The sequence below is a fragment of the Phyllobacterium sp. LjRoot231 genome (genome assembly GCF_964253365.1).
Lineage (GTDB): Bacteria > Pseudomonadota > Alphaproteobacteria > Rhizobiales > Rhizobiaceae > Phyllobacterium.
In genome coordinates, this window is the sequence record NZ_CAXUQT020000001.1 from 2,154,565 (window position 1) to 2,180,581 (window position 26,017).

General features: G+C 56.4%; 24 protein-coding genes and 1 riboswitch. Of the genes, 9 read left to right on the forward strand and 15 right to left on the reverse strand.

Going from position 1 to position 26,017, the window contains the following annotated elements; translation table 11 throughout:
* Positions 1 to 57: 57 nt before the first annotated feature.
* Both ACSQ3H_RS10545 and ACSQ3H_RS10550 read left to right on the forward strand, forming a co-directional pair.
* A complete protein-coding gene (locus tag ACSQ3H_RS10545; protein WP_436117013.1) occupies positions 58 to 1,404 on the forward strand; it encodes a UDP-glucose dehydrogenase family protein in 1,347 nt (448 codons plus the stop codon).
* Between the two features lie 87 nt (positions 1,405 to 1,491).
* Positions 1,492 to 2,124, forward strand: coding sequence for an alpha/beta hydrolase (locus ACSQ3H_RS10550; protein ID WP_436117014.1), 633 nt, complete (start codon positions 1,492 to 1,494; stop codon positions 2,122 to 2,124).
* A gap of 53 nt (positions 2,125 to 2,177) precedes the next feature.
* Here the strand turns inward: ACSQ3H_RS10550 and ACSQ3H_RS10555 are convergent, their stop codons facing one another.
* The 6 genes from ACSQ3H_RS10555 to ACSQ3H_RS10580 form a co-directional block, all read right to left on the reverse strand.
* Positions 2,178 to 3,863 (reverse strand): ArnT family glycosyltransferase, encoded by a 1,686-nt coding sequence (locus ACSQ3H_RS10555; RefSeq protein ID WP_436117015.1) that lies wholly within the window; start codon positions 3,861 to 3,863, stop codon positions 2,178 to 2,180.
* 13 nt (positions 3,864 to 3,876) lie between these two features.
* Positions 3,877 to 4,197: a lipid-A-disaccharide synthase N-terminal domain-containing protein gene (locus ACSQ3H_RS10560; RefSeq protein ID WP_436117016.1), complete on the reverse strand. Its 321-nt coding sequence runs from the start codon at positions 4,195 to 4,197 to the stop codon at positions 3,877 to 3,879.
* The gene (locus tag ACSQ3H_RS10565) at positions 4,190 to 4,921 is read right to left on the reverse strand and encodes a glycosyltransferase family 2 protein (protein WP_436117017.1); all 732 of its coding nucleotides are present in this window, start codon (positions 4,919 to 4,921) and stop codon (positions 4,190 to 4,192) included. The genes ACSQ3H_RS10560 and ACSQ3H_RS10565 overlap by 8 nt, the downstream gene beginning before the upstream one ends.
* Before the next feature lie 104 nt (positions 4,922 to 5,025).
* Entirely contained in the window at positions 5,026 to 6,675 is a 1,650-nt protein-coding gene (locus ACSQ3H_RS10570; protein WP_436117018.1) for a thiamine pyrophosphate-binding protein, read from the reverse strand.
* On the reverse strand, positions 6,659 to 7,846 hold the full coding sequence (locus tag ACSQ3H_RS10575; protein ID WP_436117019.1) for a CaiB/BaiF CoA transferase family protein: 1,188 nt from the start codon (positions 7,844 to 7,846) through the stop codon (positions 6,659 to 6,661). Before ACSQ3H_RS10575 ends, ACSQ3H_RS10570 begins: the two co-directional genes overlap by 17 nt.
* Before the next feature lie 3 nt (positions 7,847 to 7,849).
* On the reverse strand, positions 7,850 to 8,806 hold the full coding sequence (locus tag ACSQ3H_RS10580) for an alpha/beta fold hydrolase (protein ID WP_436117020.1): 957 nt from the start codon (positions 8,804 to 8,806) through the stop codon (positions 7,850 to 7,852).
* Between the two features lie 1,126 nt (positions 8,807 to 9,932).
* Here ACSQ3H_RS10580 and ettA point away from each other — a divergent pair.
* The 3 genes from ettA (at position 9,933) to bluB (ending at position 13,312) form a co-directional block, all read left to right on the forward strand.
* A complete protein-coding gene (ettA, locus tag ACSQ3H_RS10585) occupies positions 9,933 to 11,582 on the forward strand; it encodes an energy-dependent translational throttle protein EttA (protein WP_436117021.1) in 1,650 nt (549 codons plus the stop codon).
* A 119-nt stretch (positions 11,583 to 11,701) separates the two neighbouring features.
* A complete protein-coding gene (locus tag ACSQ3H_RS10590) occupies positions 11,702 to 12,310 on the forward strand; it encodes an MOSC domain-containing protein (protein WP_436117022.1) in 609 nt (202 codons plus the stop codon).
* A gap of 26 nt (positions 12,311 to 12,336) precedes the next feature.
* Positions 12,337 to 12,513: riboswitch (cobalamin riboswitch) on the forward strand.
* A gap of 46 nt (positions 12,514 to 12,559) precedes the next feature.
* Positions 12,560 to 13,312, forward strand: coding sequence for a 5,6-dimethylbenzimidazole synthase (bluB, locus tag ACSQ3H_RS10595; RefSeq protein WP_436117023.1), 753 nt, complete (start codon positions 12,560 to 12,562; stop codon positions 13,310 to 13,312).
* Here bluB and ACSQ3H_RS10600 read toward each other — a convergent pair.
* Entirely contained in the window at positions 13,245 to 13,562 is a 318-nt protein-coding gene (locus ACSQ3H_RS10600) for a DUF2293 domain-containing protein (protein ID WP_436117024.1), read from the reverse strand. The genes bluB and ACSQ3H_RS10600 overlap by 68 nt on opposite strands.
* Positions 13,563 to 13,687: 125 nt before the next feature.
* Between ACSQ3H_RS10600 and ACSQ3H_RS10605 the strand changes: the two genes are divergently transcribed.
* Both ACSQ3H_RS10605 and metF read left to right on the forward strand, forming a co-directional pair.
* A complete protein-coding gene (locus ACSQ3H_RS10605; RefSeq protein ID WP_436119411.1) occupies positions 13,688 to 14,695 on the forward strand; it encodes an ArsR/SmtB family transcription factor in 1,008 nt (335 codons plus the stop codon).
* On the forward strand, positions 14,695 to 15,621 hold the full coding sequence (gene metF, locus ACSQ3H_RS10610; protein ID WP_436119412.1) for a methylenetetrahydrofolate reductase [NAD(P)H]: 927 nt from the start codon (positions 14,695 to 14,697) through the stop codon (positions 15,619 to 15,621). The genes ACSQ3H_RS10605 and metF overlap by 1 nt, the downstream gene beginning before the upstream one ends.
* Before the next feature lie 854 nt (positions 15,622 to 16,475).
* On the opposite strand, the gene ACSQ3H_RS10615 is transcribed toward metF, so the two are convergent.
* Complete coding sequence (locus ACSQ3H_RS10615; protein WP_436119413.1) at positions 16,476 to 17,375, reverse strand: DMT family transporter; 900 nt, start codon at positions 17,373 to 17,375, stop codon at positions 16,476 to 16,478.
* A 182-nt stretch (positions 17,376 to 17,557) separates the two neighbouring features.
* Between ACSQ3H_RS10615 and ACSQ3H_RS10620 the strand changes: the two genes are divergently transcribed.
* Entirely contained in the window at positions 17,558 to 18,784 is a 1,227-nt protein-coding gene (locus tag ACSQ3H_RS10620) for an alanine racemase (RefSeq protein ID WP_436119414.1), read from the forward strand.
* Between the two features lie 2 nt (positions 18,785 to 18,786).
* On the opposite strand, the gene ACSQ3H_RS10625 is transcribed toward ACSQ3H_RS10620, so the two are convergent.
* From ACSQ3H_RS10625 to ACSQ3H_RS10645, 5 genes are all read right to left on the reverse strand, one after another.
* Positions 18,787 to 20,001: a lytic murein transglycosylase gene (locus tag ACSQ3H_RS10625; RefSeq protein ID WP_436117025.1), complete on the reverse strand. Its 1,215-nt coding sequence runs from the start codon at positions 19,999 to 20,001 to the stop codon at positions 18,787 to 18,789.
* Between the two features lie 116 nt (positions 20,002 to 20,117).
* Positions 20,118 to 20,936: a glycoside hydrolase family 25 protein gene (locus ACSQ3H_RS10630; protein WP_436117026.1), complete on the reverse strand. Its 819-nt coding sequence runs from the start codon at positions 20,934 to 20,936 to the stop codon at positions 20,118 to 20,120.
* Positions 20,937 to 21,691: 755 nt separating this feature from the next.
* Complete coding sequence (locus ACSQ3H_RS10635) at positions 21,692 to 22,003, reverse strand: hypothetical protein (RefSeq protein ID WP_436117027.1); 312 nt, start codon at positions 22,001 to 22,003, stop codon at positions 21,692 to 21,694.
* 154 nt (positions 22,004 to 22,157) lie between these two features.
* Positions 22,158 to 22,454 carry a hypothetical protein gene (locus tag ACSQ3H_RS10640; protein WP_436117028.1) on the reverse strand — a complete coding sequence of 99 codons (297 nt, stop codon included), beginning with the start codon at positions 22,452 to 22,454 and terminating at the stop codon, positions 22,158 to 22,160.
* 129 nt (positions 22,455 to 22,583) lie between these two features.
* A complete protein-coding gene (locus tag ACSQ3H_RS10645) occupies positions 22,584 to 22,706 on the reverse strand; it encodes a hypothetical protein (RefSeq protein ID WP_436117029.1) in 123 nt (40 codons plus the stop codon).
* Between the two features lie 314 nt (positions 22,707 to 23,020).
* Between ACSQ3H_RS10645 and ACSQ3H_RS10650 the strand changes: the two genes are divergently transcribed.
* Positions 23,021 to 24,043 (forward strand): hypothetical protein, encoded by a 1,023-nt coding sequence (locus tag ACSQ3H_RS10650; RefSeq protein WP_436117030.1) that lies wholly within the window; start codon positions 23,021 to 23,023, stop codon positions 24,041 to 24,043.
* Positions 24,044 to 24,050: 7 nt separating this feature from the next.
* Here the strand turns inward: ACSQ3H_RS10650 and ACSQ3H_RS10655 are convergent, their stop codons facing one another.
* Positions 24,051 to 24,707, reverse strand: coding sequence for a class I SAM-dependent methyltransferase (locus ACSQ3H_RS10655; protein WP_436117031.1), 657 nt, complete (start codon positions 24,705 to 24,707; stop codon positions 24,051 to 24,053).
* A 4-nt stretch (positions 24,708 to 24,711) separates the two neighbouring features.
* On the reverse strand, positions 24,712 to 25,965 hold the full coding sequence (locus tag ACSQ3H_RS10660) for a DUF3419 family protein (RefSeq protein WP_436117032.1): 1,254 nt from the start codon (positions 25,963 to 25,965) through the stop codon (positions 24,712 to 24,714).
* Between the last annotated feature and the right edge of the window lie 52 nt (positions 25,966 to 26,017).

A 26,017-nucleotide genomic window follows, 5' to 3' on the forward strand; every position in this document is an offset into this window, starting at 1 on the left:
TGGCGGGGCTTATATGCGAAACGTCTCGCCAAGAACTGATAAGGATTGGACCGTTCAATGAAGATTGCGATGATCGGGACCGGATATGTCGGTCTGGTGTCGGGTGTCTGTTTTGCCGAGTTTGGCTTTCAGGTCACCTGTGTCGATAAAAATCCAGCCATTATCGAGCGGTTGCAGGCAGGCGAGGTTACGATCTACGAACCAGGTCTTGATGAGCTGCTCGTGCGCAACGCGCGCGATGGGCGCCTGACGTTCACGACCGAATTGGCGGAAACTGTTGCCGATGCCGATGTTATCTTCGTTGCGGTCGGTACACCCTCGCGGCGCGGCGACGGCGAGGCCGACCTGCAATATATCCACGCGGCTGCCGATGAGATCGCCGCCGCGATGAAGCCGAATGCGGTCATCGTCATCAAGTCGACCGTGGTCGTCGGCACCAATGCGGATGTGCGGGCGCGCATCGCCAAGGCACGGCCGGATGTGCCGTTTTCGATGGTTTCCAATCCGGAATTCCTGCGTGAAGGCTCTGCAGTGGAAGATTTCCTCCGGCCAGACCGTGTCGTGGTTGGCGTTCATGATGATGCTGGCGCAGCGGCTATGAAACGTGTCTACCGTCCGCTCTATCTGCGTGAAACGCCAATGATAGTGACAACGCTGGAGAATGCCGAGATTATCAAATATGCGGCGAATGCCTTCCTGGCCATGAAAGTCACCTTCATTAACGAGGTGGCTGACCTTTGCGAAAAGGCTGGAGGCAATGTGCAGGATGTGGCGCGAGCCATCGGTATGGATAATCGCATAGGCTCGAAATTCCTGCACGCTGGACCAGGATTTGGTGGATCGTGTTTCCCGAAGGACACCCGCGCTTATGCCGCTACCGGGCGCAAGATGAATGCACCGCAGACCCTGATCGAACAGGTCGTGACCGTCAACGAACAGCGCAAGCGTTCCATGGCCGAGCGGGTGATTGAAGCGGCAAAGCAGAGCGGCGCAAAATCCGTTGCTGTGCTGGGCATCGCCTTCAAGCCCAATACAGACGACATTCGCGAGTCGCCGGCGCTGGACATTATTCCGGCGCTGCAAAAAGCTGGCCTGACCGTGCGGGCGCATGATCCGGAGGCACGCGAAGCGGCAGAGTCCGTTCTGCACGACGTTACCTGGTGCAAGTCTGCCTATGAAGCTGTTGACGGGGCAGGGATCACACTGCTGCTGACCGAATGGAACGTCTATCGCGCGCTGGATCTGAAACGGGTTTCAACGTTGATGAGCGGCAATCTCCTGTTCGATCTGCGTAATGTCTTCAACGCGCAGGACCTCGAGGGCTCGGGCCTGGAATACCACTCGGTCGGGCGGCCTCTGGTGGGGGACGTCACGCAAGTATATGACGAGAATTCTCGACGATAGTTCGCGCCGTAAAAGGGTCTGCGTTATGTGACATTTTAATGTCATGAGGCAAGCGTAATGGCCGTCCTATCGAAAGCGGAGACGGTTATGCAGGAGCTGAACGGATTTCGCTATGTGAATGCCGGCAACCAGACTGGTGCCACCCCGCTGCTTCTCATGCACGGGAGCGGCGGCAACGAGAACGATCTAATTCTGCTTTCCGAGACCATAGCTCAAAATAGACCATACATTTCCATGAGGGGAGGTGTCGAGTGGGAGACGGGCTATGCTTTTTTCAAAAGAAACGCCGACAGAAGCCTTGATTACGTTGATCTGAGCTATCAAACGTCCCGTTTATGCGAATTCTTGGCTTCAGCCTTGGAAACGGGCGTCTTAAAATCCAAGCCTATTCTTCTAGGTTTCTCCAACGGTGCGATCACAGCGGCATCACTCCTCTTTCATGCACCATTTCTTGTAGCAGGTGCGATTTTAGTACGGCCTCTTTCTCCAGCACCTGACAAGGATTTCCCTGAGCTCGCTAGTCTTCGTGTATTCATTAGCGCGGGCGAAAAAGACATACGGCGCTCTCCGGGCGATGTGAAGTTGATGTCAGTCCAATTAGAAAGAAGCGGGGCTGATGTCACAACCCACGTACTTCCCACGGGTCATGGTTTGCATGACGACGAGCGAAAACTGATTAGAAATTGGATTGAGACGAAGTTTCCCCTTGCGGCTCGTTAGGTTGAATCTTGTTCCGAACGCCTCACAGTGCCATCTACTCGCAAGTCAATTGACTATTGTGTTGCCTTATACAGCGTTATGGTCGTCTTGCGGCCTTTGCTGTAATTGATGCCGGATACTGTTGCGATGACCGCAACCGACTTCTCGCCTTGCGGCAGGCCCTTGATGAAAGCATCGTGTTCGCGTTCGTCCACGGCTGAAATCGCACAGGCCGGGTCGTCAACTAGATGTTTGGCCGCCCCTGCACCGTCTGTGAGGATCGTCGGGGTACCCGCAAGAAATACCAGGCTCGGCTCGGCATAGCTGGCCGAAGCAAGCACGCTGTTGTCGCATTGCTTGGCGGCATTGAACGCGTTGGCGATGGCAGGACTGAGCCAGATCGGCGTGAGGGCCGGAACGACACCCCATGTCAACAGGACGAGAGTAATAATCGCAAAGGTTGCAGAGGCTTGCAGCGCCCGTTTCAGATTGTGATTCAACACCAGACCGCTGGCAAAGACGCCTGCGGCAAGGGCGGTAAAGAAGGCGATGATCCCTGGGAGCGAGAATGAACCCGTCATGGCATAGGGCAGAACAAGTCCTGCTCCCATAAAGCCCAGCGTTGCCGCAGCGAGGCCTAAAAGCGTCAGTCGCTCCAGCCATATTTGCCAACGTCCGCGATACGGCTGCGTGGCAATGCCGGTGTCGACTGCCCAGGCCATCATCAGTAACAGGGCAGGATAGGCAGGCAGGATGTAATGCGGGAGCTTGGTTGGGATAAGCTCGGTCACCAGCCAGAAGGGTACATACCACGCGGTGAGGAAGGCGAGGCGCGGATCCTCGCGCAGACGGCTCAAGGCTTGCAGACCGCCACGAATGGCAAGAACGCCGAACGGCCAGATGAAGACAACGAAGATCAGGGCGAAGTAGCCGGGCGGTGCGCCATGGCTTTCCTGTGCATCGCCAACCTTCGACAGGAAATCTTTGTTGACGGATTCATTGAAGAACGCGCCGCCGCTTTTCATCGTGATCAGGATGAGCCATGGCAGCACAATCGCCAGCAGGATGAGAATGCCGCTTAGTGGCTTCAACCGTTTGAGCCATCGCCATTCACGGTAAAAGAGGCTGAGCGAGCCCATCGTAAGCAGGCTGACAAAGGGCGTGATCGGTCCCTTTATCAGCACGCCCACTGCGGTTGCCACCCAGAAGATCACGGCCGGTGCCCATCTCTCGGCTGCCTGTTTGCGGCTTGCCATCCAGATCGATGCAAGCGCACCCTGCGCGATCACGACAGTTGCCAGCACCGTCGCGTCAGTCTTGGCCACGCGCGCCTCGAAGCCGAGCATGACTATGGCGGCAAGGGCGAGCCCGGCCATGAAGCCGGCGCTCTGGCCAAAGAGGAATGCGCCGAGAGCAGCTGTCCCCAGCACGGCGATCGTCGCGCCGGTCACTGAAACGAGCCGATAGACCCAGACCGGTGCGTTGTCGTCGTAGCCCATCAGCTTGAGCGCAGCACTCTGCAACCAGTATATGCCGACCGGCTTCTTGTAGCGGGATGCATCCTGAAAGCGGATGTCGACATAGTCGCCGCTCTCGGCCATCTGGTGTGTGGCCTGGACATAGCGTGATTCATCGCGGTCCAGCGGAGGTATGGAAGCGATGCCGGGAACGAAGGAGACGAGGCAAATGAAAATCAGCAGCAAATAATGGCTGGCGCGAAGTTTTGTGCCGCCGCCGGGAGCCAGGTCGGAAGAGGTCATCAACATCCCTTGCTCACGTGTCCTGCGTCATCGCCTTCTTTTCATTGGCGATCAGCCAGAGATTGCGAATATAGACGATGAGGCCCAGCCCCTGGCCGGCAATGAACACCGGGTCCTTGCGCACGATCGCATAGACGAACAGCAGCACACCGCCGAACAGCGAGAAGAACCAGAATGTCACCGGTACGACGCTGCGCTTGGCGCGCTCCGATGCGATCCACTGCACGACGAAGCGCATGGTAAAGCAGCCTTGCGCGAAAAATCCGAGCAGGATCCAGGCATCGAACTGGGCGATGAAGACCGAGTGCAGCCAATTGGTAATAGCATCAGCCATGACTGATCTCCGTAATCGTTGGGACGGTCTTGCGGCGTTTTCGCAGCCACCAGACACCATAGAGGTCGAGAATGCCGCGCAGGCCGCGGTCGAGAATGCCGTAGTTCGACTTGCCGTGCCGGCGCTCGCGGTCGACGACATCGACATGAACGACGCCGTAGCCTTCGCGGAGCACCAGTGCAGGCAGATAGCGATGCCAGCCGTCGAAGAAAGGCAGTTCGCGGAAAAGCTGGGTGTGTATAGCCTTAAGACCGCAGCCGCTGTCGCGCGTATTGTCCTTGAGGATCGCGCTGCGCAGCTTGTTGGCGTATCTGGACGCGATCTGCTTCAGCTTGGTGTCGGTACGCTTCAGGCGCTGCCCGGCTGCAATGCCGATTGCAGGACCGGCGTCCAACAGTGCATCGGCAAGACGCGGAAGATAGGCCGGGTTATTCTGCCCATCGCCATCCATGGTGACCACGACCTTGCCCTTGGCGGCAAACACACCGGAACGCACAGCCGCGCTTTGCCCGGCGGACTTGTCGTGGCGGACATGGCGCAGCGGCTTCCCGGCCTTGATGCGTTCGCCTAGCGCTTCGCCCGTCATATCAGTTGAGCCGTCGTCAACCACGATGACTTCGTAGCTGCGGCCTTCCATGGCTGCATCCACTTCATCGAGGAGAAAGGCTAGATTGGCGGCCTCGTTTCGGCAGGGAATAACGATTGTAATTGCCGGATTGCTCAAGTTGCAAGCTTTCGTATTGTCTCTTCAGGCGCGCTGCATAACATCGAAAGCGCCGCCTTGCCATCCTCATTTATGTTACGAAGCTGTAATGGTCACCTTGTTGATTAACGCTTGTTGCGAATGTCGGTGAGCGTCTTGGCAGGCGTAATCGCTTCGGGATCGAGACGGATTTCGATGATCGCCGGTTTGCCGCTTGCAATTGCCCGCTGCCACGCACCTTCAAATTCCTCAGTTGCCTCGACAGTCTCACCATGCCCGCCATAGGCGCGGGCAAGCATGGCAAAATCGGGATTGGTCAGGTCGGTCGCAGATATTCGCCCGGGATATTCGCGTTCCTGATGCATCCGGATTGTCCCGTACATATTGTTGTTGATGACAAGCACTACGATTGGCAGGCTGTATTTGACCGCTGTGGCAAAATCCTGGCCATTCATCAAAAAGCAGCCGTCTCCTGCAAAGCACACGACCATTCTGCCAGGGTAAAGCTGCTTGGCTGCAACCGCTGCCGGGAGCCCATAACCCATGGAGCCGGATGTTGGTGCCGCCTGTGTACCGAAGCGGCGGAAGCGGTGGAAGCGATGCTGCCACGTGGCAAAGTTACCGGCGCCGTTGGTCATAATCGCATCTTCAGGCAGTACACCTTCGAGGAAAGACATGATCGGCCCCATGGCCACCTTTCCGGGGCCGCTTTTTGGTGGCGTCGACCATGCGAGATAGGATGCATGCGCGGTTTCCGCTTCCCCCGGCCAGTTAACGTGGGACGGTGGCGCAAGGTGTTCGACAGCTTCGGCAAACATGTCGGGTGCTGAGTTGATCGCGAGGCTTGGGCGATATACCCGTCCAAGTTCGTCCGCATCCGGGTGCACGTGGATCAGCGTCTGCTTGGGATAAGGGCTGTCCATCAGCGTGTAGCCGGAAGAGGGCATTTCGCCGAAACGCCCGCCGACGAGCAGTAGAACGTCTGCTTCTTTCACGCGCGCCGCCAGAGCCGGATTGATGCCGATCCCGACGTCGCCAGCATAGTTCGGATGCAGATGGTCGAACAACATCTGGCGCCGGAACGAGCAGCCGACAGGCAGATGCCATTTTTCGGCAAAGCGCGCTATCGACTGAACGGCATTTTCATCCCAGCGCGACCCACCCAGGATCATGAAAGGCCGTTTTGCGCCCTGAAGAAGATCGGCGAGCTTTTCGATACTAGCCGGAGAAGGACACGTCTCGACCGGCTGCCAGACTTGCGAAATCACGGTGTCGACCTTGTCCGTCAGCATGTCTTCCGGCAAGGCCAGAACGACAGGTCCTGGGCGCCCCGAGGTCGCGACCGAAAATGCTCGCGTGACGAATTCCGGAATGCGCCGCGCATCGTCGATTTCTGCCACCCATTTCGCTGTATCGGCAAAGAAGCGGCGGTACTCGACTTCCTGAAAGGCCTCGCGCTCACGTGCGTCGCGTTGCACTTGGCCAATAAAAAGGATCAGTGGCGTTGAATCCTGCTTGGCGATGTGGATTCCGGGGGCGGCATTGGTTGCCCCTGGACCACGTGTGACAAAGCAGATGCCTGGCTTGCCTGTGAGCTTTCCCCAGGCCTCCGCCATCATCGTGGCTCCGCCCTCGGCCCGGCAAACGGTGACGCCTATCTTTGAGTCGTAAAGCGCGTCGAGCACGGCCAGATAGCTTTCACCCGGCACGCAGAACAACCGCTCGACGCCATTAGCCGCCAAAGCCTCGACAATCAATTCACCGCCCGTTTTCATTGGATACGTCCTTCATTTCTTCAAGAATTTCGACGCTGTGCTCGCCAAGACGTGGCGAAGGCCGTTGATAGGAAAGCGGCGTCTTCGACATAACGATCGGCGTTCGCACCGAAGGTATGGTGCTGCCATGACTGTCTTCGAGGTCAAGCCGCAATTGCCGTGACATAATCTGCGGATCGTCAAACATCTCGCCGATCCGGTTTATCGGTCCTGCCGGAACCGCGTTTCGGGAACAGGCTTCAAGCAATTCGGCACGGGTACGTTTCTGCGTTTCGACCCTGATCGATACCGTCAGTTCGCTACGGTTTTCCAGTCGTGCCCTGTTGGTGAGGAAGCGCGGGTCGCTGGCAAGACTATCAAGGCCGACGATCGCGCAAAACCGGGCGAATTGCCCGTCATTGCCGACCGCAAGGATCATATGGCCGTCAGATGTCGGGACGACCTCGTAGGGCGAAATATTCGGGTGTGCATTGCCCATGCGGTGCGGGCTTTTGCCCGTCGCCAGATAATTCATCGCCTGATTTGCCATCACGGCCGACTGCACGTCGAACAGGGCCATGTCGATCATCTGGCCTTCACCAGTCTTCGCCGCATGTGTGAGCGCCGCCTGAATTGCAATGACAGAATAGAGCCCGGTGAAGACATCGGCGACGGCAAGACCGACCTTTTGCGGCTCGCGCTCGGGTTCTCCGGTCACGGACATCAGCCCGGACATGCCCTGAATGATGAAATCATAGCCCGCCTGCGCGGCGTAAGGGCCGTCCTGCCCGAAACCGGTGATCGAGCAATAGACGAGGCGCGGATTTTCGGGGCTCAGGGATTCATAGTCGAGCCCGTATTTCTTCAGGCCCCCGACCTTGAAATTTTCGAGCACGACATCAGCCGTCCGGCAAAGTGCCTTGACGGTTTCCTGTCCCTCAGGTGTGGTGAAATCGGCCGTAATCGAGCGCTTGCCACGATTGCACGAGTGGAAATAGGCGGCAGAAAGGTTTTCGCCTTCGCTGCTGGTGATGAAAGGCGGGCCCCAGCCACGCGTCTCGTCACCTCCAACAGGATTTTCGACCTTGATGACGTCAGCACCGAGGTCGGCGAGAACCTGTCCGGCCCATGGACCGGCCAGGACGCGAGCGAGTTCGATGACGCGCACACCCTTGAGAGGAGCATCAGGCATATTTCAAGCACTCTCCAAATTTATTGTTTGTTTCGAAACTGTTTGCGTCGCCCAATCCGCAAAATCCTGCATGATTACCTCCCGATTGATCTCGTTGAGGCTTTCATGCCGCGTGTCTTCGTAAATCGTTGTCGTGACATTGGTAAATCCGAGTTTTCTCATTCTGTTTCCAAGATCCCTGACAGCTTTGCCCCTCGCAGTAGCTGGATCTTCTGCACCGCCGACGAGATTGAAAGGCAGCTCGCGGGGCACCTTGGCCAGCAACGAATTATCCGCGCCCATGAATATGAAGCCGAAAATATCGCGCCACATACTCACTGTCGGGTTCCAGCCCGATAGCGGGTCGGCAAGATAGGCATCCACTTCGTCAGGGTCGCGCGACAACCAGTCAGACGCCGTGCGCGCATTCTCAATGCTGCGACCCCATTGCTGGAAGGTGAATTTCGGCAGGAGCATACTCGGAACGTCGGATCCCAAAAACATACGCTCGGCGCGCAAAACCCCCTGCGCGATCCGGCCTAGAAGCCCTGCGGAGAAATTGGCATTCCAGACGGCCGCAGCGTCCACTTTGTCCGGATGCTTCAACACGTAACTCATTGCGATCAACCCACCAAGCGAATGCCCGAACAGAATGAGCGGAAGGCCTGGGTGACGGTTGCGAGCAACACTGTTAACGGCATCGACGTCGCCTAGAACATGGATAGATCCGCTGCTTTCCGCGAAACGTCCCGCTGGTGCTCCAGTCGCTTTGGTCAGTCCATGACCCCGGTGGTCGTGGGCATAGACATTGAAGCCTTGCCCGTTCAGGAATTGGGCAAAACGCTTATAGCGCAGGGAATGTTCGCTGACGCCGTGACTGATCTGGACGATGGCGCGCGCTTGACCCTCGGCCGCGGAAAACCGCATGGCAAGTGCCGCCCCTGTCGGGCTTACAACCGTTCCTACGTCTTCGAATGCCATTCTCTGCCTCCCGTCGCAGTTGAAGTGGTGGCGCACGAATAGTCAATGCGGAATAAATCGCGATAAAATCCGCTTAATTTATTTCGTTCCTGCACAATAAATAATCACTTAAAAACCTATGCAATTTTATTTTGCAAAGCCTCTTGCAATCGATAAAAACATGCCGCAGAACTTCACTCCGAAAGAGATTGAATGCACGATTGTTGCAACCGCAGGTAAGCTATCAAATGCCTGGAAGGCGATGATTGGATGGCATCGAGCTCCTGCAAGTTACATGGCCGTTCAGGGGAGAAGAGGACGCTCCCCAAATGCGGCACCAGAGGGGAAACCGGGTGACGGAAATATCCGCGCCCGGTTTCGCTCGTTTTTGGGCTCGCCCTTTCGGATGGAAGGCGCCCGCTTTTCCACTATCCTTGTTGTCCGGATGGCAATGCTGCTGTGCGTGGTTCGACAAGCTCACCATGAGGGAAGTGGTTCATGGCAGGGAGTCAAGATCTGCAAGGTCGGCGACTATCCATGCAATCCTCAATCTCCCTCATGGTGAGCTTGTCGAACCACGCACAGCAGCATTGCCATCCGGCAAATCAGCACCCTTAAAAGCGACCCGATCAAAAATAATCGTGGCTACTTATCCAACACCTCCAAACCTCGGTTATTCTAATCCGGTCCTTTCCATGGGGAACTGCTTCCGGAGCCGTTCGAAGTGGGGAGAGGATCGGCGCCTCCGATGGCGGGTAACGGACCCGCCGTCCGGGGAAGTTCTGTCCAAGGGTTCCCCTGCCGGTACTAAGGCCGGTGCGTGCTGGACGAGCACTGTGAGGGCGGCAGATTGGCTGGGCGCAGTCCTGGCCGCTGGCGTTTCCGACGCGGAACGGACGGGATCAAAAAACGCCGGACGGGCGGTCTTCGGATCGCATTTTTATTCTACCAAGACGCGCTTCGACGACCGCCCGTCTTCCCACCACCATTCAATGGCCAGACGCGAAAGCGGGTGTGGCAAAGGAGTAGCTTAACCTGAGCGGATGCCCGAAATACTCCGCCCATCCATTGCCACAGGAGCCCCTTTCGCCTACATACGGCGCAAATTCATGTCCCTAAAATCCCGAACACCGGAGTGACGCGCGTTATGGCACGCCAATTCATTTATCATATGGCCGGCCTGAACAAGGCATATGGAACCAAGAAGGTTCTTGAAAACATTCACCTTTCCTTCTACCCCGATGCCAAGATCGGTATCCTCGGACCGAACGGCGCAGGTAAGTCGACGATCCTCAAGATCATGGCGGGCTTCGACAAGGAATATACCGGCGAGGCCTGGCTCGCTGATGGCGCGACCGTTGGTTATCTCGCTCAGGAGCCCGTTCTCGATCCCACCAAGGACGTTATGGGCAACGTCATGGATGGTGTGGCCGACAAGAAAGCGATCCTCGACCGCTATAATGAAGTCATGATGAATTATTCCGACGAGACCGCCGACGAGGGCGCGAAGTTGCAGGATATCATCGATTCCAAGAACCTTTGGGATCTGGAATCGCAGGTCGAAATGGCCATGGAGGCATTGCGCTGCCCGCCCGGTGATAGCGAAGTAACCAACCTTTCCGGCGGTGAGCGCCGCCGCGTGGCGCTCTGCAGGCTCCTCCTGTCGCAGCCGGACCTGCTGCTCCTTGACGAGCCGACCAACCATCTGGATGCCGAAACCACGGCCTGGCTTGAAAAGCACCTGCGCGAATACAAGGGCTCAGTCCTGCTGATTACCCACGATCGCTACTTCCTCGACAACGTGACAGGCTGGATTCTCGAACTCGATCGTGGTCGCGGTATTCCCTACGAAGGCAATTACTCGGCCTATCTCGGCGCCAAGTCCAAGCGCATGCAGCAGGAAGGCCGCGAAGACGACTCGCGCCAGAAGGCTTTGGAGCGCGAGCGCGAATGGATTTCGGCGAGCCCCAAGGCGCGGCAGGCAAAGTCCAAGGCGCGTATCAAAGCCTATGACGCATTGGTCGATGCGGCCAATGATCAGCGTCCGGGTGATGCGCAGATACTCATTCCGGCGGGTGAGCGTCTCGGCCAGGTCGTGATCGAAGCGGAAGGTCTCACCAAATCCTTTGGGGATCGTCTGCTCATCGAAAACCTTACGTTCAAGCTGCCGCCCGGCGGCATTGTCGGCATTATCGGCCCGAACGGTGCAGGTAAAACCACCCTGTTCAAGATGATCACCGGGCAGGAAAAGCCTGATTCCGGTTCCATCCGTATTGGTGAAACCGTGCATCTTGGCTATGTCGATCAAAGCCGCGATCATCTGAAGGCGGACAAGAACGTCTGGGAAGAAATTTCCGGCGGCAATGAAATTATCAAGCTCGGCAAGTACGAGATGAATTCGCGTGCCTATGTCTCGGCGTTCAACTTCAAGGGCGGCGACCAGCAGCAGAAGGTCGGCAATCTCTCCGGCGGTCAGCGCAATCGCGTGCATCTCGCCAAGATGCTGCAGGCTGGCGGCAATGTTCTTCTTCTCGATGAGCCTACCAACGATCTCGATACTGAAACCCTGGCGGCGCTGGAAGATGCCTTGGAAAAATATGCAGGCTGCGCCGTGATCATCAGCCACGATCGCATGTTCCTCGACCGGCTGGCGACGCATATCCTCGCATTCGAAGGCGACAGCCATGTAGAATGGTTCGAAGGCAATTTCGAGGACTATGAGAACGACAAGATCCGCCGCCTTGGCCCTGACAGCGTCAATCCAAAGCGTCCGAGCTACAAGCCGCTGACACGCTAGATGTTCGTGGGAGAGTGGAGACGTCCTCCCATCACCATTTTTGACGAACCCATCAGGCTTATTTGCTGGTTTTCGTGGCCTGAATTTCTAGTATGCGGGGAATTTCATGGAGTTGCGCAATGACTGACCTGTTTGAAACCAGAACGGAAATACTCCCCTCGCGCAAGCTTAGCGGCCGGGTAGGCGGGCTGTTCGAAGCTCTCGCAGGCGATTTCGTCACGACGCCTGCAGCTTCGCTTGAGCTCACTTTCGATGGGATCGTTGGCGATTTCCATGCCGGCCCCACGCGTAAATCTGGTGGGCGTGAGCCTTGGTATCCGCGTGATACAGAAATGCGCAATGAGCGCCAGCTTTCCATTCTCGCCTCGGACGAATTGGCGGAAGTTGCTGCTGGAATGGGTCTGCCGGCACTGAAAGCTGAATGGATCGGTGGCAATATGGTCATCGACGGGATCGCCTCGCTTTCGATGCTGCCACCGCGCACGTTGATGTTCTTCGAAGGTGGCGTGACACTGAAGGTCGACGGGCAGAATGCGCCCTGCAAGCTCGCGGGACGCTCTATCGGCGAACATGCACGAACTGAGGATCATATGACGACGGCGCTTGATTTCGTCCGGGTATCGAGGCGCCTGCGCGGCATCGTGGCCTGGGTCGAGAAGCCGGGCACCATTCGCGCCGGTGAAAAGGTCGATGTGCGCGTGCCCGAGCAATGGATTTACCAGGCCTGAGGCTTGCGCCGGGAAACTTTCTGTGGCGAATAGATTGAAGGTCCGGTGCCTGCCGCTTGCGGGAGAATCGGGAAGCCGGTGAGAATCCGGCACGTGCCCAACGCTGTAAAGGGGATGGGCCGCGCAGATGCCACGGATATACCGGAAGGCGCGCGGTTCAGATGAACCTCAGTCAGAAGACCGGCCGGACCTTATAGCTCGAACCGCGCGGACGGCGGGGAGGGTTTCAAGCGTTGTTGGGAGTAAACAATGCACGATGTTTCATATGGTCCGGTCACCGCTGATTGCTTTTCCGATGATGAGCGCGCTGCGGTCTATAAAGCCATCTATACAAGGCGCGACGTGCGCGACCAGTTCCTGCCGCGAGCGGTCCCCGAGGATGTGCTGATGCGGCTGCTGGACGCTGCGCACCATGCGCCGTCGGTCGGGTTCATGCAGCCGTGGAACTTCATCATTATCCGGGATGAGGCGCGAAAGGTTGAAATTCATCGCGCTTTTTCTCGCGCCAACGAGGAAGCTAAGTCGCTGTTCAGTGACGAACGGCAAGCGCTTTATGCTTCGCTGAAGCTCGAAGGTATTCTCAAAGCGCCGATCAATCTGTGCATCACCTGCGATCGTACCCGCGGCGGCAAGGTCGTTCTCGGCCGGACACATAACCCCCAGATGGATCTCTACAGCACGGTTTGTGCCGTACAGAACCTCTGGCTAGCAGCGCGCGCCGAGGGCATCGCCGTCGGTTGGGTCAGCATTTACCACGATCAGGATATGCGCCGTATCCTGGGCATTCCGGGTCATGTCGAGATCATTGCGTACCTCTGTATCGGTTATGTCGATGAACTCTACGACACGCCGGAACTGGAAAGGCGCGGCTGGCGTAACAGGCTACAGCTGGAAGAACTGATATTCGAAGAAGCGTGGCAGGGAACCGCCGAGATTAGCTCGGATCTTCCTCGTCCGGGTCCAGCAGGCGTGTTGCCCGCCATTCCGTCAACTTCCGATTGATGGCATCGAGTACGAAGAATCGCGCGGAGTCCTTGTCGTACCCCTCGTCGCGCAAGGCATCGTAATCCGTATGCTGGTGCCGGACATGCGCCACGGCCGCGAGCCAGACGGCGATGGGGGGCGGCAGGCCTCTCATATGCGGTGCGCCGGCGGCAGCTCTTATCGGTTCCGAATCCGAATAGGGTACCGCCGGGAGAAGCAGCGTCAGCGCCTTGTTGATTGCACGCTGGCGGTTTGTTCCTGTGCTCATGCGGATTCCTTGCGTGATTCTCGGTCCTATTTCAGACGCGGCAAAATTTGTCGTCAACGGCAAAAACAACTTGCCAAAATTTTATTTCTCACATAAACATATCTTTATGTCTTTTGAGGTGAATGATGGACAAACGTGATCTCAATCTTGATCTGATGGTCGATACGCTGAAAGCGGCGGCAGAGCCAAGCCGTTTACGCATTCTGGCGCTGTTGTCTCGCGGCGATCTGACCGTTTCAGACCTTACGACTATTCTCGGCCAGTCGCAGCCTCGTGTATCGCGTCATCTCAAGCTGCTGTTTGAAGCAAGCCTCATCAATCGCTATCAGGAGGGTTCCTGGGCTTATTTCCGTTTGGCGGAATCGCTGATCGTCGGCGACATTGCCCGCTCCCTTTTGGATCGTCTCGATTATTCCGATCCTTTGCTGGATCGTGACCTTGAACGACTTTCCTCGGTGAAACTGCAGCGGCGCGAGCGTGCGGCTGCCTACTTCAGTGCCAATGCCACAAGCTGGGACGCGATCCGTTCGCTGCATGTCCCGGATGGCGCGGTAGAAGACGCGCTTGTCAAGATCGTCGGTCGCAAGCCCTTCCAGGCCATGCTCGACGTTGGGACAGGCACAGGCCGTCTTCTCGAACTCTTCGCACCACTTTACGTGCGGGGTGTCGGCATCGACATCAATCGCGACATGTTGACTATTGCCCGATCAAACCTCGACCGCGATGGAATTACCAACGCACAGGTTCGCCACGGCGACGTCTATTCGCTGCCGGTCGATCGGGAATCGTTCGATCTGGTGACCATTCACCAGGTCTTGCACTTTCTCGACAATCCGGCCGAGGCAATTCGGGAAGCCGCGCGCGCATTGCGGGCAGGCGGGCGAATGTTGATCGTCGATTTTGCTCCGCATGAACTTGAGTTCCTGCGCGACAATCATGCGCACGTGCGTCTGGGCTTCAACGACGGGCAGATGCGTGACTGGCTTACCGAAGCTGGTTTGATGCTCGAAGAGAGCCAGGAACTTGAGCCGAAGGACAAGGACAAACTGACCGTCAAATTGTGGCTGGCACGCGACCCACGCCTGCTGATCGCTGATCCCGATTTATCCTCCCGCGTCACGGAGAGTGCATGATGAGTTTTTTCCGCCAATCCCGCCGTTCCGATCTCGGCACCAATATTCGGGTTTCATTCGAATTCTTCCCGCCAAAGACCGAGGTGATGGAAGAGCGGCTTTGGGAAACGGTGACGCGCCTTGCGCCGCTTCATCCTGAATTCGTGTCGGTGACCTATGGTGCTGGCGGCTCCACCCGCGAACGTACTGCCCGTACGATCAAGCGCATCCTGACGGAAACCGACGTCAATGCCGCCGCCCACTTGACCTGCGTCGATGCGACGAAGGAAGAGGTGGATACCGTTGTGCGCGAATTTGCTGCCATGGGCGTCAAGCGCTTTGTGGCGTTGCGCGGCGATCCGGTCAATGGGGTTGGCGCTTACTATAAACCAACTCCAGGTGGTTATGAAAACGGCGCTGAACTCGTTGCTGGTCTCAAAGCCTTCGCCGATTTCGACATCTCCGTTTCCGCATATCCGGAAAAGCATCCGGAAAGTCCAGACTTTGCTACCGACATCGACATGCTGAAGCGCAAGGTCGACAATGGTGCGACGCGTGCGATCACGCAATTCTTTTTCGAGAATGATCTCTATGAGCGTTATGTCGAAAAGGTTCGCCGCGCTGGCATCTATATTCCGATCCTGCCCGGCATTCTGCCCATCCATAATTTCACGCAGGTTACCAATTTCTGCTCGAAGGCTGGAACGCACATTCCCGCATGGCTTGCCGAACGGTTTGATGGGCTGGAAAACGATCCACAGACGCACGCCTTGGTCTCGTCAGCGGTTGCCGCCGAGCAGGTGCTCGACCTGGTCGAGCGTGGTATCCAGGATTTCCATTTCTACACGATGAACCGGGCTGATCTACCCTTTGCCATCTGCCACTTGATCGGCATTCGTCCGGGTAGCAATGCGGTGGAAGCCAATCTGGCTGGTGCTGCTGCCTGAATGAATTTAGAGCCTTTCATGCCTAAATAGAATCGTTCTGCCGGAGGGAATTCGTGGACAAGGTCGAGGGATTTGGCGAGGCCGATGCCTTTCCATCGGACGATGCCGGAGCCCGACGGATTTGGCCCGAATTCACCCGGCCCACTGGTCGAACCGCATTTCTCTCGAAATGCGGATAATTCGACCAGTGGGTTTGAAAGCTTGTTGGTTTGCGGATGCAAACCAACGGCTGGGTTTCCGGCTGGCGGCCAACCACTTTGTCAGGCGGCATCGGACGATGGAAAAGCATCGGCCTCGCCACCTTCCGCGTGGATTGTCTCGCCATCCGCGAAACAGAACTGTTTCTATTTAGGCATGAAAGGCTCTAGCAACGGAAACGGCCCGGTTGCTATAACCGGGCCGCTCCACTTTGTTTCACTCGCTTAACGGTCAGAGACCATCTTCGTAGCGCTCTTATTTAAATTCAGGGTATTAGTCCTACGACCATTGCACCAATAAATGCGAACGCTGCACAGATCATAAGGACATTCATCGATCGAGTTAGTCCCATCGTTTGTCTCCTGCAGTTAACCGCTCTAGCATAGCGCAAATTTGCCACATAAAAAGCCCAAATATTACGGTCCTGTGACATGGCCCGTAGAAATTTTTTGCCCAATAATCTTAAGTTTTTGAATTTAAACCCATTTAGTGCGGCATAAAAATATTCAAATCACGATAAAATGTTCGCATACTCGGTATATTTTTGCAGTGCAGCAAAAAGGTCACACCCTATGAGCATTACCAAATTCTGCCACATTTAAGACAGGATTAAGCCACGGATTTCGAGCTATGGGACTAAGGATATATTGAAAACTTTAGGCTTTTTGCTGCTTTCGCAGGACGGCGAGAAATCTGCCATCGATCGTCAACAATCCAAGAGCAATCAATGCCATACCGAGGAAGTCGTGGGCGGCCAGATGTTCGCCGAGAAAAATTGTTCCAAGCAGAATGGCGCTGACCGGGACGATTAGCGTGACGAGCGAAGAGTTGGTCGCACCTGCGGCTCGGACGATTGAAAAATACAGGATGTAAGCGAAAGCAGTCGATAGCAGGCCAAGGCCGAGGATGGCGGACCAGACGCCGTTGTCGATGGATGCCACATCCGGAATTCCGTCATAAACGAGCACGACCGGAATCATGATTAGCGTCGATGCGGTCATCTGACCGGTGGATGTTACGGTGGGTGGCACACCCTTGAACCGCTTGGCGAGTATGCCGGCAAAGGCATAGGAGAGGGTCGCGCCGATAACCGCTATTTCCGCCCAAAGCGGACCACCCAAACCGGTCAGAACGCCGGGCCCGATCATAACCACAAGTCCGAATATGCCAAGGAGAATGCCGCCAAGCTTGTTTGCCGTGACCTTCTCGTCAACCGTAAGCACTGTCGCGATGAGCACCGTCCAGATTGGCGTCATTGCGTTGAGGATCGACTCGACGCCTGCGCCAAGGACTGTCTGGCCGATGAAAAGCAGCGAGAAGGGGATGACGTTCATCAGCAGTCCCAGACCAGCAAAGCCGAGTGCATGTTCGCGGTAGTCCCAAAACTTGATGCCGCGACCCAAGAGATAGAGGTGCAATGCCAAGGCAGCTATGATCACGCGAAACAGGACGAGCGTCAGCGGTGGTACAACCTGAACTGCGATACGGGCAAAGAAAAAGGAACCGCCCCAGATTGCGCCAAGCAGAAGCAGCTGGAACCAGACAAAACCGGACATGGCGAGGGGATCACGCGGGGTCACTTCAGCAGTGGACACAAATCTCACCCTTTCAAGTAAAGTGCAGTGGAAATCGCTTCTACGCGCGTGCCGATATAAAGCCACCCGTTTCTTGCAGCAATATCCGACTTTCGCCCGTCACTTTCAGTTGCTAAGACTTCCGGATGAAGCAGAACATACAGATGCAACGATTCGCCTCGGCCCGTGATGCAGCGCTTATCCTGCGGCCAGATCAACCCGTCTATTGCTTCCGGCCGCAAGTTCTGGTCGACGACGCGCACCAGTTCATGAAGATGTTCCCGGGCGAGACGGCTTATGCGGTCAAGACCAATGGCGAAAATCTTGTGCTCGAAACTCTGGCACGCAATGGCATCAGCATTTTCGATGTGGCATCCCCGGGAGAGTTCGAAGCGGTGCGCAAGGTCGCACCAGACGCGCAGATGCTTTATATGCACCCAATCAAGGCGCAGTCGGACATTCGCCTTGCTCTCGAAACCTATGGCATTCGTGTTCTGGCGGTGGATCATGAAGATGAGATCGCCAAGGTGACGCGTATCGTGCGCGCGCTGGACATCGATCCGGCCAGCATAACTCTCTATGTGCGGTTGCAAACCAAGGGACACGCCGCATACGAATTGTCGAAGAAGTTCGGCGCAGCACCGGCACATGCGGTGGAGCTTCTGCAACGGTCGGACAAGATCGGTTATAAAGTCGGATTGTGTTTCCACGTCGGCAGCCAGATCGAAGACCCTGACACCTATGAACGTGCATTGCGTTCAGCGGATTGGGTGCGGAACCGTGCGGGCATGCCCTTTGCGGGTCTCGATGTTGGTGGCGGTTTTCCCGCCGAGTATGGCCATGATCCCAAGCGCAAACATGTCGAGATGCCATCACTCGGCCAACTGATGTCGCGGCTGCGCGGCGATATCGCGGAGTACGGTTTCGGTGATTTACCTTTGGTGGCCGAGCCGGGCCGCGTTATCGTCGCTCGGGCGTTTTCATTGATCGTGCGTGTTCTTTTGCGCAAGGGCAGACGGCTCTACATCAATGACGGTATCTGGGCTTCCCTGTCGGATTCATGGACCGGCAAAATCACGCTACCTGCCCGCTTCATCCCCGATCCAGCCAAAAAGCATCGAAATGGCAATCCCAAGGAAATCGTGCCGTTCCGGGTGTGCGGCGCAACGTGCGACTCCGTCGATATCCTGTCACGCCCGTTCTGGCTGCCGGAAACGATCGACACTGGCGACTGGATCGAGATCGGCCATATCGGCGCCTATTCCCTGTCGCTGCGCACCCGCTTCAACGGCTTCTATCCCGACACTTTTGTCGAGGTTGAGACGCCTTTCGATGAAGGTGATCGGCCAGAAGGTTTTGCCTCGCTCGAGACGATGGCACCGGCGCAATAGGGTTACAGCTTGCCGAGGAGTTCCGGTGTTGGCCATGCATCGGCGGGCAGACCAAGGCGAATCTGTTCGTCGCGCACCGCATCGCGGGTGAGAATGCCGAACACGCCATCGATCTTCGGGCCCATATCGTGGCCGCGCGCCGCAAGCTTGTTCTGCAGTTCTTTCATTTGATCGGGATTGAGCCCGGCTTCAGGATTGGTCGGTTCGAGCGGGCCTGCGCCGGCCAGGCGGGTGGCGAAATAGGCCGCTGTCGTTGCATAGATGATCGATTTGTTCCATTCGACAAACACGTCGAAGTTTGCGTAGGACAGGAAGGCGGGGCCCTTGCGGCCCATTGGCAGCAGCAGTGATGCATCGCCATCGTCGGGACCGAGCGGTCCCTTCATACCGGTAACGCCCCACGCGGCCCATTTGGAATGGGGCAGGCGGTTGGTGCGCATGGCGTTCTCCCAAGGCAGTTCCTCCGTGAGCTTTACTTCCTCCAGCCACGGCTCACCCTTGCGCCAGCCAAGATCGTGCATCACACGCGCAGCGGTCATGATCGCATCCGGCACGCTATGCTTCAGATCGACCTTGCCATCGCCATCGCCATCAACGCCGCGCTCGAGATAATCGGTCGGCAACATCTGCATCTGGCCGATCTCACCCGCCCAAGCGCCGGTCGTCTTCGCGTCTACGACACCGCCGTCGAAAAGCTTCAAGAGAGCGATGAGCTGCGGTCGGAAAAGCTCTGGCCTGCGGCAATCGAATGAGAGGGTGAGGAGAGCGTTGAGCGTGTCAAAATCACCCTGAACCGCACCGAAATCCGTCTCAAGTCCCCAGAAGGCCGCTATCACCGGTCCGGGAACACCATATTCCGCTTCGGCCTTGGCAAAGGTATCTGCGTATTTCTTGAGGTTCACCGCGCCCTGTTTCAAGCGATAGTCGGAAACCATGCGGGAGGAGAAGGTCAGGAAAGTCTGATTGAAGACTCCTTGGGCGCGATCACGTTCCAGCACCTTGTCGTCCATTGAAGCCTTGAAAAGCTCATTGATGCCCTTGTCGGCGACGCCTGCTGCTTTTGCCTCGACAATCAATCCATTGAACCACGGCTCCAGTTCACCACCGCAGGCGGGCTTTGCCACTACCGGTTGCGTCGGCGCCACCTGATCCAGAGCATGGGCAGCGCTGGATATAACAAGAAGGCTAGCGGCAAGAGCAATCGATAGTTTGTTCATCAGGGAAATCTCGTTGATAACGGGCGCATCCAGTACACGCGGATTTTTCCTGCTAATGCACGAATATATGGATGGCGTGAAGTCAAAGAATGGCGAGAAAACACCGAGTCCGAGCTTTATCGCACCTTGTTGCGCACCAGCCACTGTTTCCAGGCGCTTTCATTGCCCGCAAAAACGTTGATGTCCGCATCGCCGCGGATGCCGGGGACTGCTCCGGTCCCGGTATATTGCCAGAACGTCCAGGGATGCGGCCCGTACTTCTCATCGGGATGACCCGCAACCGAGCGCAGCCAGAACGGATAATTGGCAAGTTGCCTCAGATCGTTATCGTCGAAGAAATCGACGGTCGTATAGATGATCGGGCTCTTGCCATAGTGGCGCTCGAGAATATCCATGAAGGTCCGCATTTCGCTGCGCACGACGGCGGCGTTGGGTCGGAGCTTGCAGGTTGGAGAAGCGGCGTTCCACTCCATGTCGAGAACTGGAGGCAACGCGCCAGGATCGTTAGGGACATGCTCGATGAACCAGCGAGCTTGCTCCTTGGCCGTGCGGCAGAAATAATAGAAATGATAGGCTCCGCGCGGAATACCGGCAGCGCGTGCCGCTGCCCAGTTTTCGGCAAAACGATCATCGAACCGGTTGCCGCCCTCGGTCGCCTTGATGAAGGTGAAGGAAATGCGATTTCCGCGTACAGCCTGCCAGTCAACCGTGGATTGATATTTGGAAATGTCAGTTCCGTGGATCGGGTAACGCCATGGCGTCTTGCCCGTCCACTCATGCGGGTCGCGATCGCCGAAACGTGGCGCGCTGACTTTGCCGGATGGGGCGGCAATCTGTTGAACGGCCACAGGTCGCTTTGCTTCGGAGAAATCATAATCCACCGTGGTGCAGCCGGCGAGAAGGAGTGTCAGCATGCTGGCTGCAAGTCGTTTCATAAAGGCGTTCCGTAATCGAATCGTGGCGGGGCAACTGATGCATCCATACTGATGCGTCATTATGCTTAACAAAGTGCTTTTCAACTTTCACCAGCAGAAAATAAAAAGGCGGAACCGTAAAATACCCCATATTCCCGGGCTTTTCGGCGAATTGCTAGAATTTAGCAATTTCACCAGTTCGGCCATTTCCCATTTTTTCAAGTATTTTATTGGCACGAAATTGGCACAAACCCCCTGGTCATTCGCCGATCTTGCGCAGGAATTCGGCCAGCCGCGCATCCATCAGGTCGGAGGCGATGCGATCGCGTTCCTCGTTCGAAGCGCGCACATTGGCCCTAAGCGGTCATAACCATGAAGCCACGACAGGCATATTGTCCCCCGTGGAAAGTACCAAGTTCATGGGGAAGGCGAGCGATCGACGGTGCATGGAATCGCTGTGTCCAACCATTCGCTTTGATGGGCCATATGATCGCAGAGAGGACATTGCACATTTTCGTTAGCATCAGGTGCAGGGAAAGGCTTTCGCGCGAAATATGACGCGTGGCAGTTGGGGCAACGGGGCCCGGTTTCAGGAACATAGGACATCAGGCAAATACCCTTTCAGGTAGATTCGCATTCCAGATAACGACTCGACCCGGACAATTGGGGGAACGGCCTGGTAAAATGAGAGACCGTGCTCCTCGCGATGGGAGACGGGACGCAACTGGGGCACTTGCGGTTGCCTTCGCCTCTGTATTGCTGCGCGCAACATGCGTTTAGGCCGCCTTGGCTGTATTCTCCATAAGATAGATCAGTCCGGGTTCAACGATCCATTCCCCGGTGCGAAGGGATTCGACATCGAAACGTCCGTCGCTGCAGCGCGGTGCGACACCAGCAAAGTGATACCGCGACCCGTTTCGGTCCACCACCGTTTCCGCAATCGGCTTTCCGCCAAAGTGGCCGATGATCCCGCCCTCTGACTGAAGATCTGCAAGGATGAAGTATTCTATTGGAAAACTTCGGCTAACTTTTGGAGCCAGTTTTAGCCTAATCTGATTTTTACCCATTTCATCACCGATCGGATTCATGCGGGCGGTTGTAGAACGAAGCGTCAGCCCGCAAAGCAGGTGACTGAGATAATGTCTGACCGCATATGAATTCGAGACGGAATCAGTCCAAATTATATAAAAAATCTATGTGCCGTTGTAAGGAACGAGTGTTCATCCAAGAACGCCTCTCTTATCAGGACCATGGCAGGCCGGCTGCACTGAGGTGCAACCATAGTCCGTCTTTGAACAATGAGCTGCGCGCATGGAGCAGTTGCTGGAGATATTGACCTGTCAGCATCAGCGCGTTCTGTCGGACGTATGAAACATCCTCCTTGGCTGCTTGCGCGTTCCCTAAGGCTTCGTGCCCGGTCATGGCCAGGTCGCGAGCGTCGCGAAACCCGCGCAGGGGATCGTTCAGCCAACCGTTGAAACAAGAATGGAAGTTTATCCAAGCCAGGCTCTCACGAACCAAGATATGGCCGGGATCCATGATGAGAAGTCTGCCAGGTTCTTGTCTTGTCCTGCATGTTTCCCGTTCCTTTTCTAAGACCTATAACTGAAGACATGAGAACGTGTGGAGCCCTATAAGAGGGGTGTCATTCAGCGCTCTGCGGACATTTCAGGCCGTAACCAGCAGCTTGAACAGAGTCTTCGCGTTGGCGTAATTGATCGACTGGTGCTCGTCGTTCGTCAGGTCTTGGTAAGTGTCCGGCTTGTGGGTAAGCACTTCAAATCTTGGCATGAGAAAAGGACCGTCGGTGAGGCAACGTCGGCCAGAGCGAAGAAAGGGCCGCCGCATATGTGATCCGGGCGCCTTGAGTTCTTATTGGCACAATATTGGCACAAGCTTAAATCACCTGGCAAAAAGCCCGCCAAATATAGGGTTTTTGGCAAAGAGTCACACTGCTTAACATGACCGGATGCGCTCATGTCACGCGTTTGTTGGCAGACATCATGTGCCATTTTGTTAGCTGCACGAATTCTTGGCGCATGTTACTCGTTGCAACCTATGTTTGAGACGCATTGGCTTGCAGCATTGCCATTTGGGGACAGGAAATGATCAGAAGACTTGGCTTGCTGGTTTTACTCGTTGGCCTCGTCGCGTTCGCAAACGCCTTTTTGGGGTCCTGGGTAACGATCGACCGGAATGACCTTGGTGTTTCCGTCGGCCAGACCGGAAGCTGTATCCGCCCGACCATCCCGAGCTTCTGGCGAAATTATCGCGGCTTTCCCGACTACGACAATGAACTCATTTCCGATTATTTCGGCATCTATGCTGCCTATGCGTCGAATGTTTATCAACCGATCCCGCGCGAGCGCTTCAAACTGCAGCCCGACTACTTCGGCTGGGCTCCGCAAGGCGAGCCGATCGTGAGGCCGGGTGGTTTCTACGCGGAAGTCTATTACCGCCGCGCCGCGGATCGCCTGTCGGTGATGATGGTTTTTAGAGGCAAGGACAGTTCCACGAGCTTTACCGATCTCATCAGCGAAAACACTTATTTTACGCAGATGATCAATCCCTGGGATCAATATCGCACCGCACGCAAGGAGTTCGCCAGAGTGCGCAGGGAAGCTCAACAAAGTGCGGCGGATCTGCCGGTCGAATATATCATGGTCGGGCATGGGCTTGGCGGCGGGCTCGCGCGCCACATGGCTGCGGCGTTCCCATGTACGGCTGCGATTGTATTCAATTCGACTTTTATATCCAACAATCGCCGTCTGGCGGAGCCTTATGACGGGCAGGTGGTGGATCTTTTCGCCGACAATGCTCTTCCGTCAAGATTGGCAATCCTGTCCAATCCGCGAGCATTCTTCCGGATTTCGCGCGTCCACCAATGGTACCGCGTGCGCAACGCTGGAGACTTCGCCGGTCAGCAAGGCATGCAAAAGGCTGCTGTTGCGATGGCCCGGATATCCGTTATGTGCCTGCTTCGCCCCGATTGCGAGTTGAACAGGACCACCAGCGGCGATGCGCAGGAGGCAAATCCGCAAAGCACACGCTCGGCGGCGGACATGTCGATGCTCTATTGCCTTGCGGGTCCTAACTCGGAAGGTTCCAAAAGCGATCTGTGCAAGTAGGGCTCGTTCATTTCCTGCGGCGAATAACCGAAATCCAGGCAAAGCCGCGGTAAAGCCGCTCAGCTTCGCTTTCACATTTGGTTTCGACAGCGATCGTATCAGCCACATCGAACAGATCGTTACGCGGTGTGACGTGATACCACTCCAGCCATTTATACAACGCGGTCCTGGTAAAGCCGGGCAGGTCTCTCAGATCGCCGAAGTCGACGATATGCAAGGCACCGCCGGGTTTCAGATGGCTCACGGCCTCGCGCATCACAGCCTGCCACTGTGGAATCATCGAAACCGCATAGGAAATGAAAATCCGGTCGAATTCATGCCGTCCGAAAAGCGCTTCCGGATCGAAATCCGCAGCATCGGCGTATGCGAGGCGCGCCCGTTCACCCAGTCCGGCTGCAACTATCTTCTTGCGGGCCGTCGCCAGCATTTCATTTGAGATATCAATGCCGTAGAGCGAAGTCTTCGGATAGGCTTCGCCTGTTAGAACAAGGTTGCGACCGGTGCCGCAGCCGATTTCGAGGATGCTGCCTCGCTCCGGAGGATTGAGGCCGGCGATCATGGGATCGCGACCAAGAAGGTAATACTTGCGTGTGGCATCGTAGAAATGACGCTGATGCCGGTAGACCCGATCCATCAGCGGTCCATGTTCAATCTTGGCAAACATCGGGCTAATCCTTGAGCGTGTAGAGATGAAAGCCGCCATAGATCGACGAGCGGTCGCGGGCGTGAAGTGCAAGCGACTGTTCCTCTTGATAGGTCCAGCGATCAAGCAAGGCATCGCTGATACGACCTGGCAGAATGGTTGGCTCGGCAGCGGTGCGGAAGATAACGCGCGCGGCGGGAGCAGCAGTGCGAGTGATTTCGTGCCAAAGTTCGTTGAGTTGGGTGTCGTTCATCCAGTCTTGCGCGTCGAGGAGAATGAAGCGGTCGACGGATGAGGCGGGCTTGGCTGCAAGGAATTCCGTCAGGGATGCGTTGACAACGCTCATCCGCCCGGCGCGGTCGCGCAGGGTGGCGAAGTTGTTGCGTGAGAGATACGGAGGCAGCGGACCGGTTTCAGCATTGTCGCTATAGCCACGACCGAAAGCCTGCCAGGCAAAATAGTTCTCCGAAAGCGGAAAGCCGCAGGCTAGTTTTTCGAGGCGGCCGCGCAGCACCTGCGCCATGTTGCCATTTCCGGCAGTGGCCAGCGCATCATATTGCTGCGGCGGAATACCAAGGCCGAACAGTGACGATTTTCGTTTCGTTGCCCAGCGGATCATGCGCTTGTCAAAAAGCGGGGCGAGGGCGCTGTCGAAATAGGCGCGCTGCTCCTCCATGGTCGCCGATTTCAGAATATCGCGCGGATCAATGCCGTAGAGCTTTGCTATGCGATGCCCCATGCCGATAAACAGGCCAAGCAGACCGTGGCGATAGAGGTCGCGCGAGAAGATCGTGATGCGGCGACGCCCGGACAACATGCGCTTTTCCCAATAGGCACGGCTGATTGGATCCAGATGGTGGCGAACGAAGCGCTCATAAGCAGCAAGGTTGGCCTTGTCGTCTGCCGCGCCATAGAAGCGATAGAACGCATCGTAATTGGGCAGGTTTGCCACTGCGGCGAGCTTCAGTCGGTTGAACGCGACGTGGGCCGTATTCAAATCTACGGCCTCGACACTGGCCGGATCAGCAGTCAGGTAGGACATGGCATTGCACCCGCCGGATGCAATGGTGACAATATGGTGACCGGGACGAATCTGCAGCGCCTCCATATCGACTTCCGGGTCTTCCCAGATTTGCGGATAGACAAGCCCCTTGAAGACATGGGCGAAAAGCCGCTCGGACATTCCCGCACGCGACAGAAACCTGTTTTGCCGGACCGCCTTGTTAAGCTTCGCGTTGCGCGGGAGAGGGGCACTTGTGGATTGTCTAGCAAACGGCATCTAATCGAATCCCCTTTGTTGGAAATTCCTGCCCGCCTAACATTTCGATGTA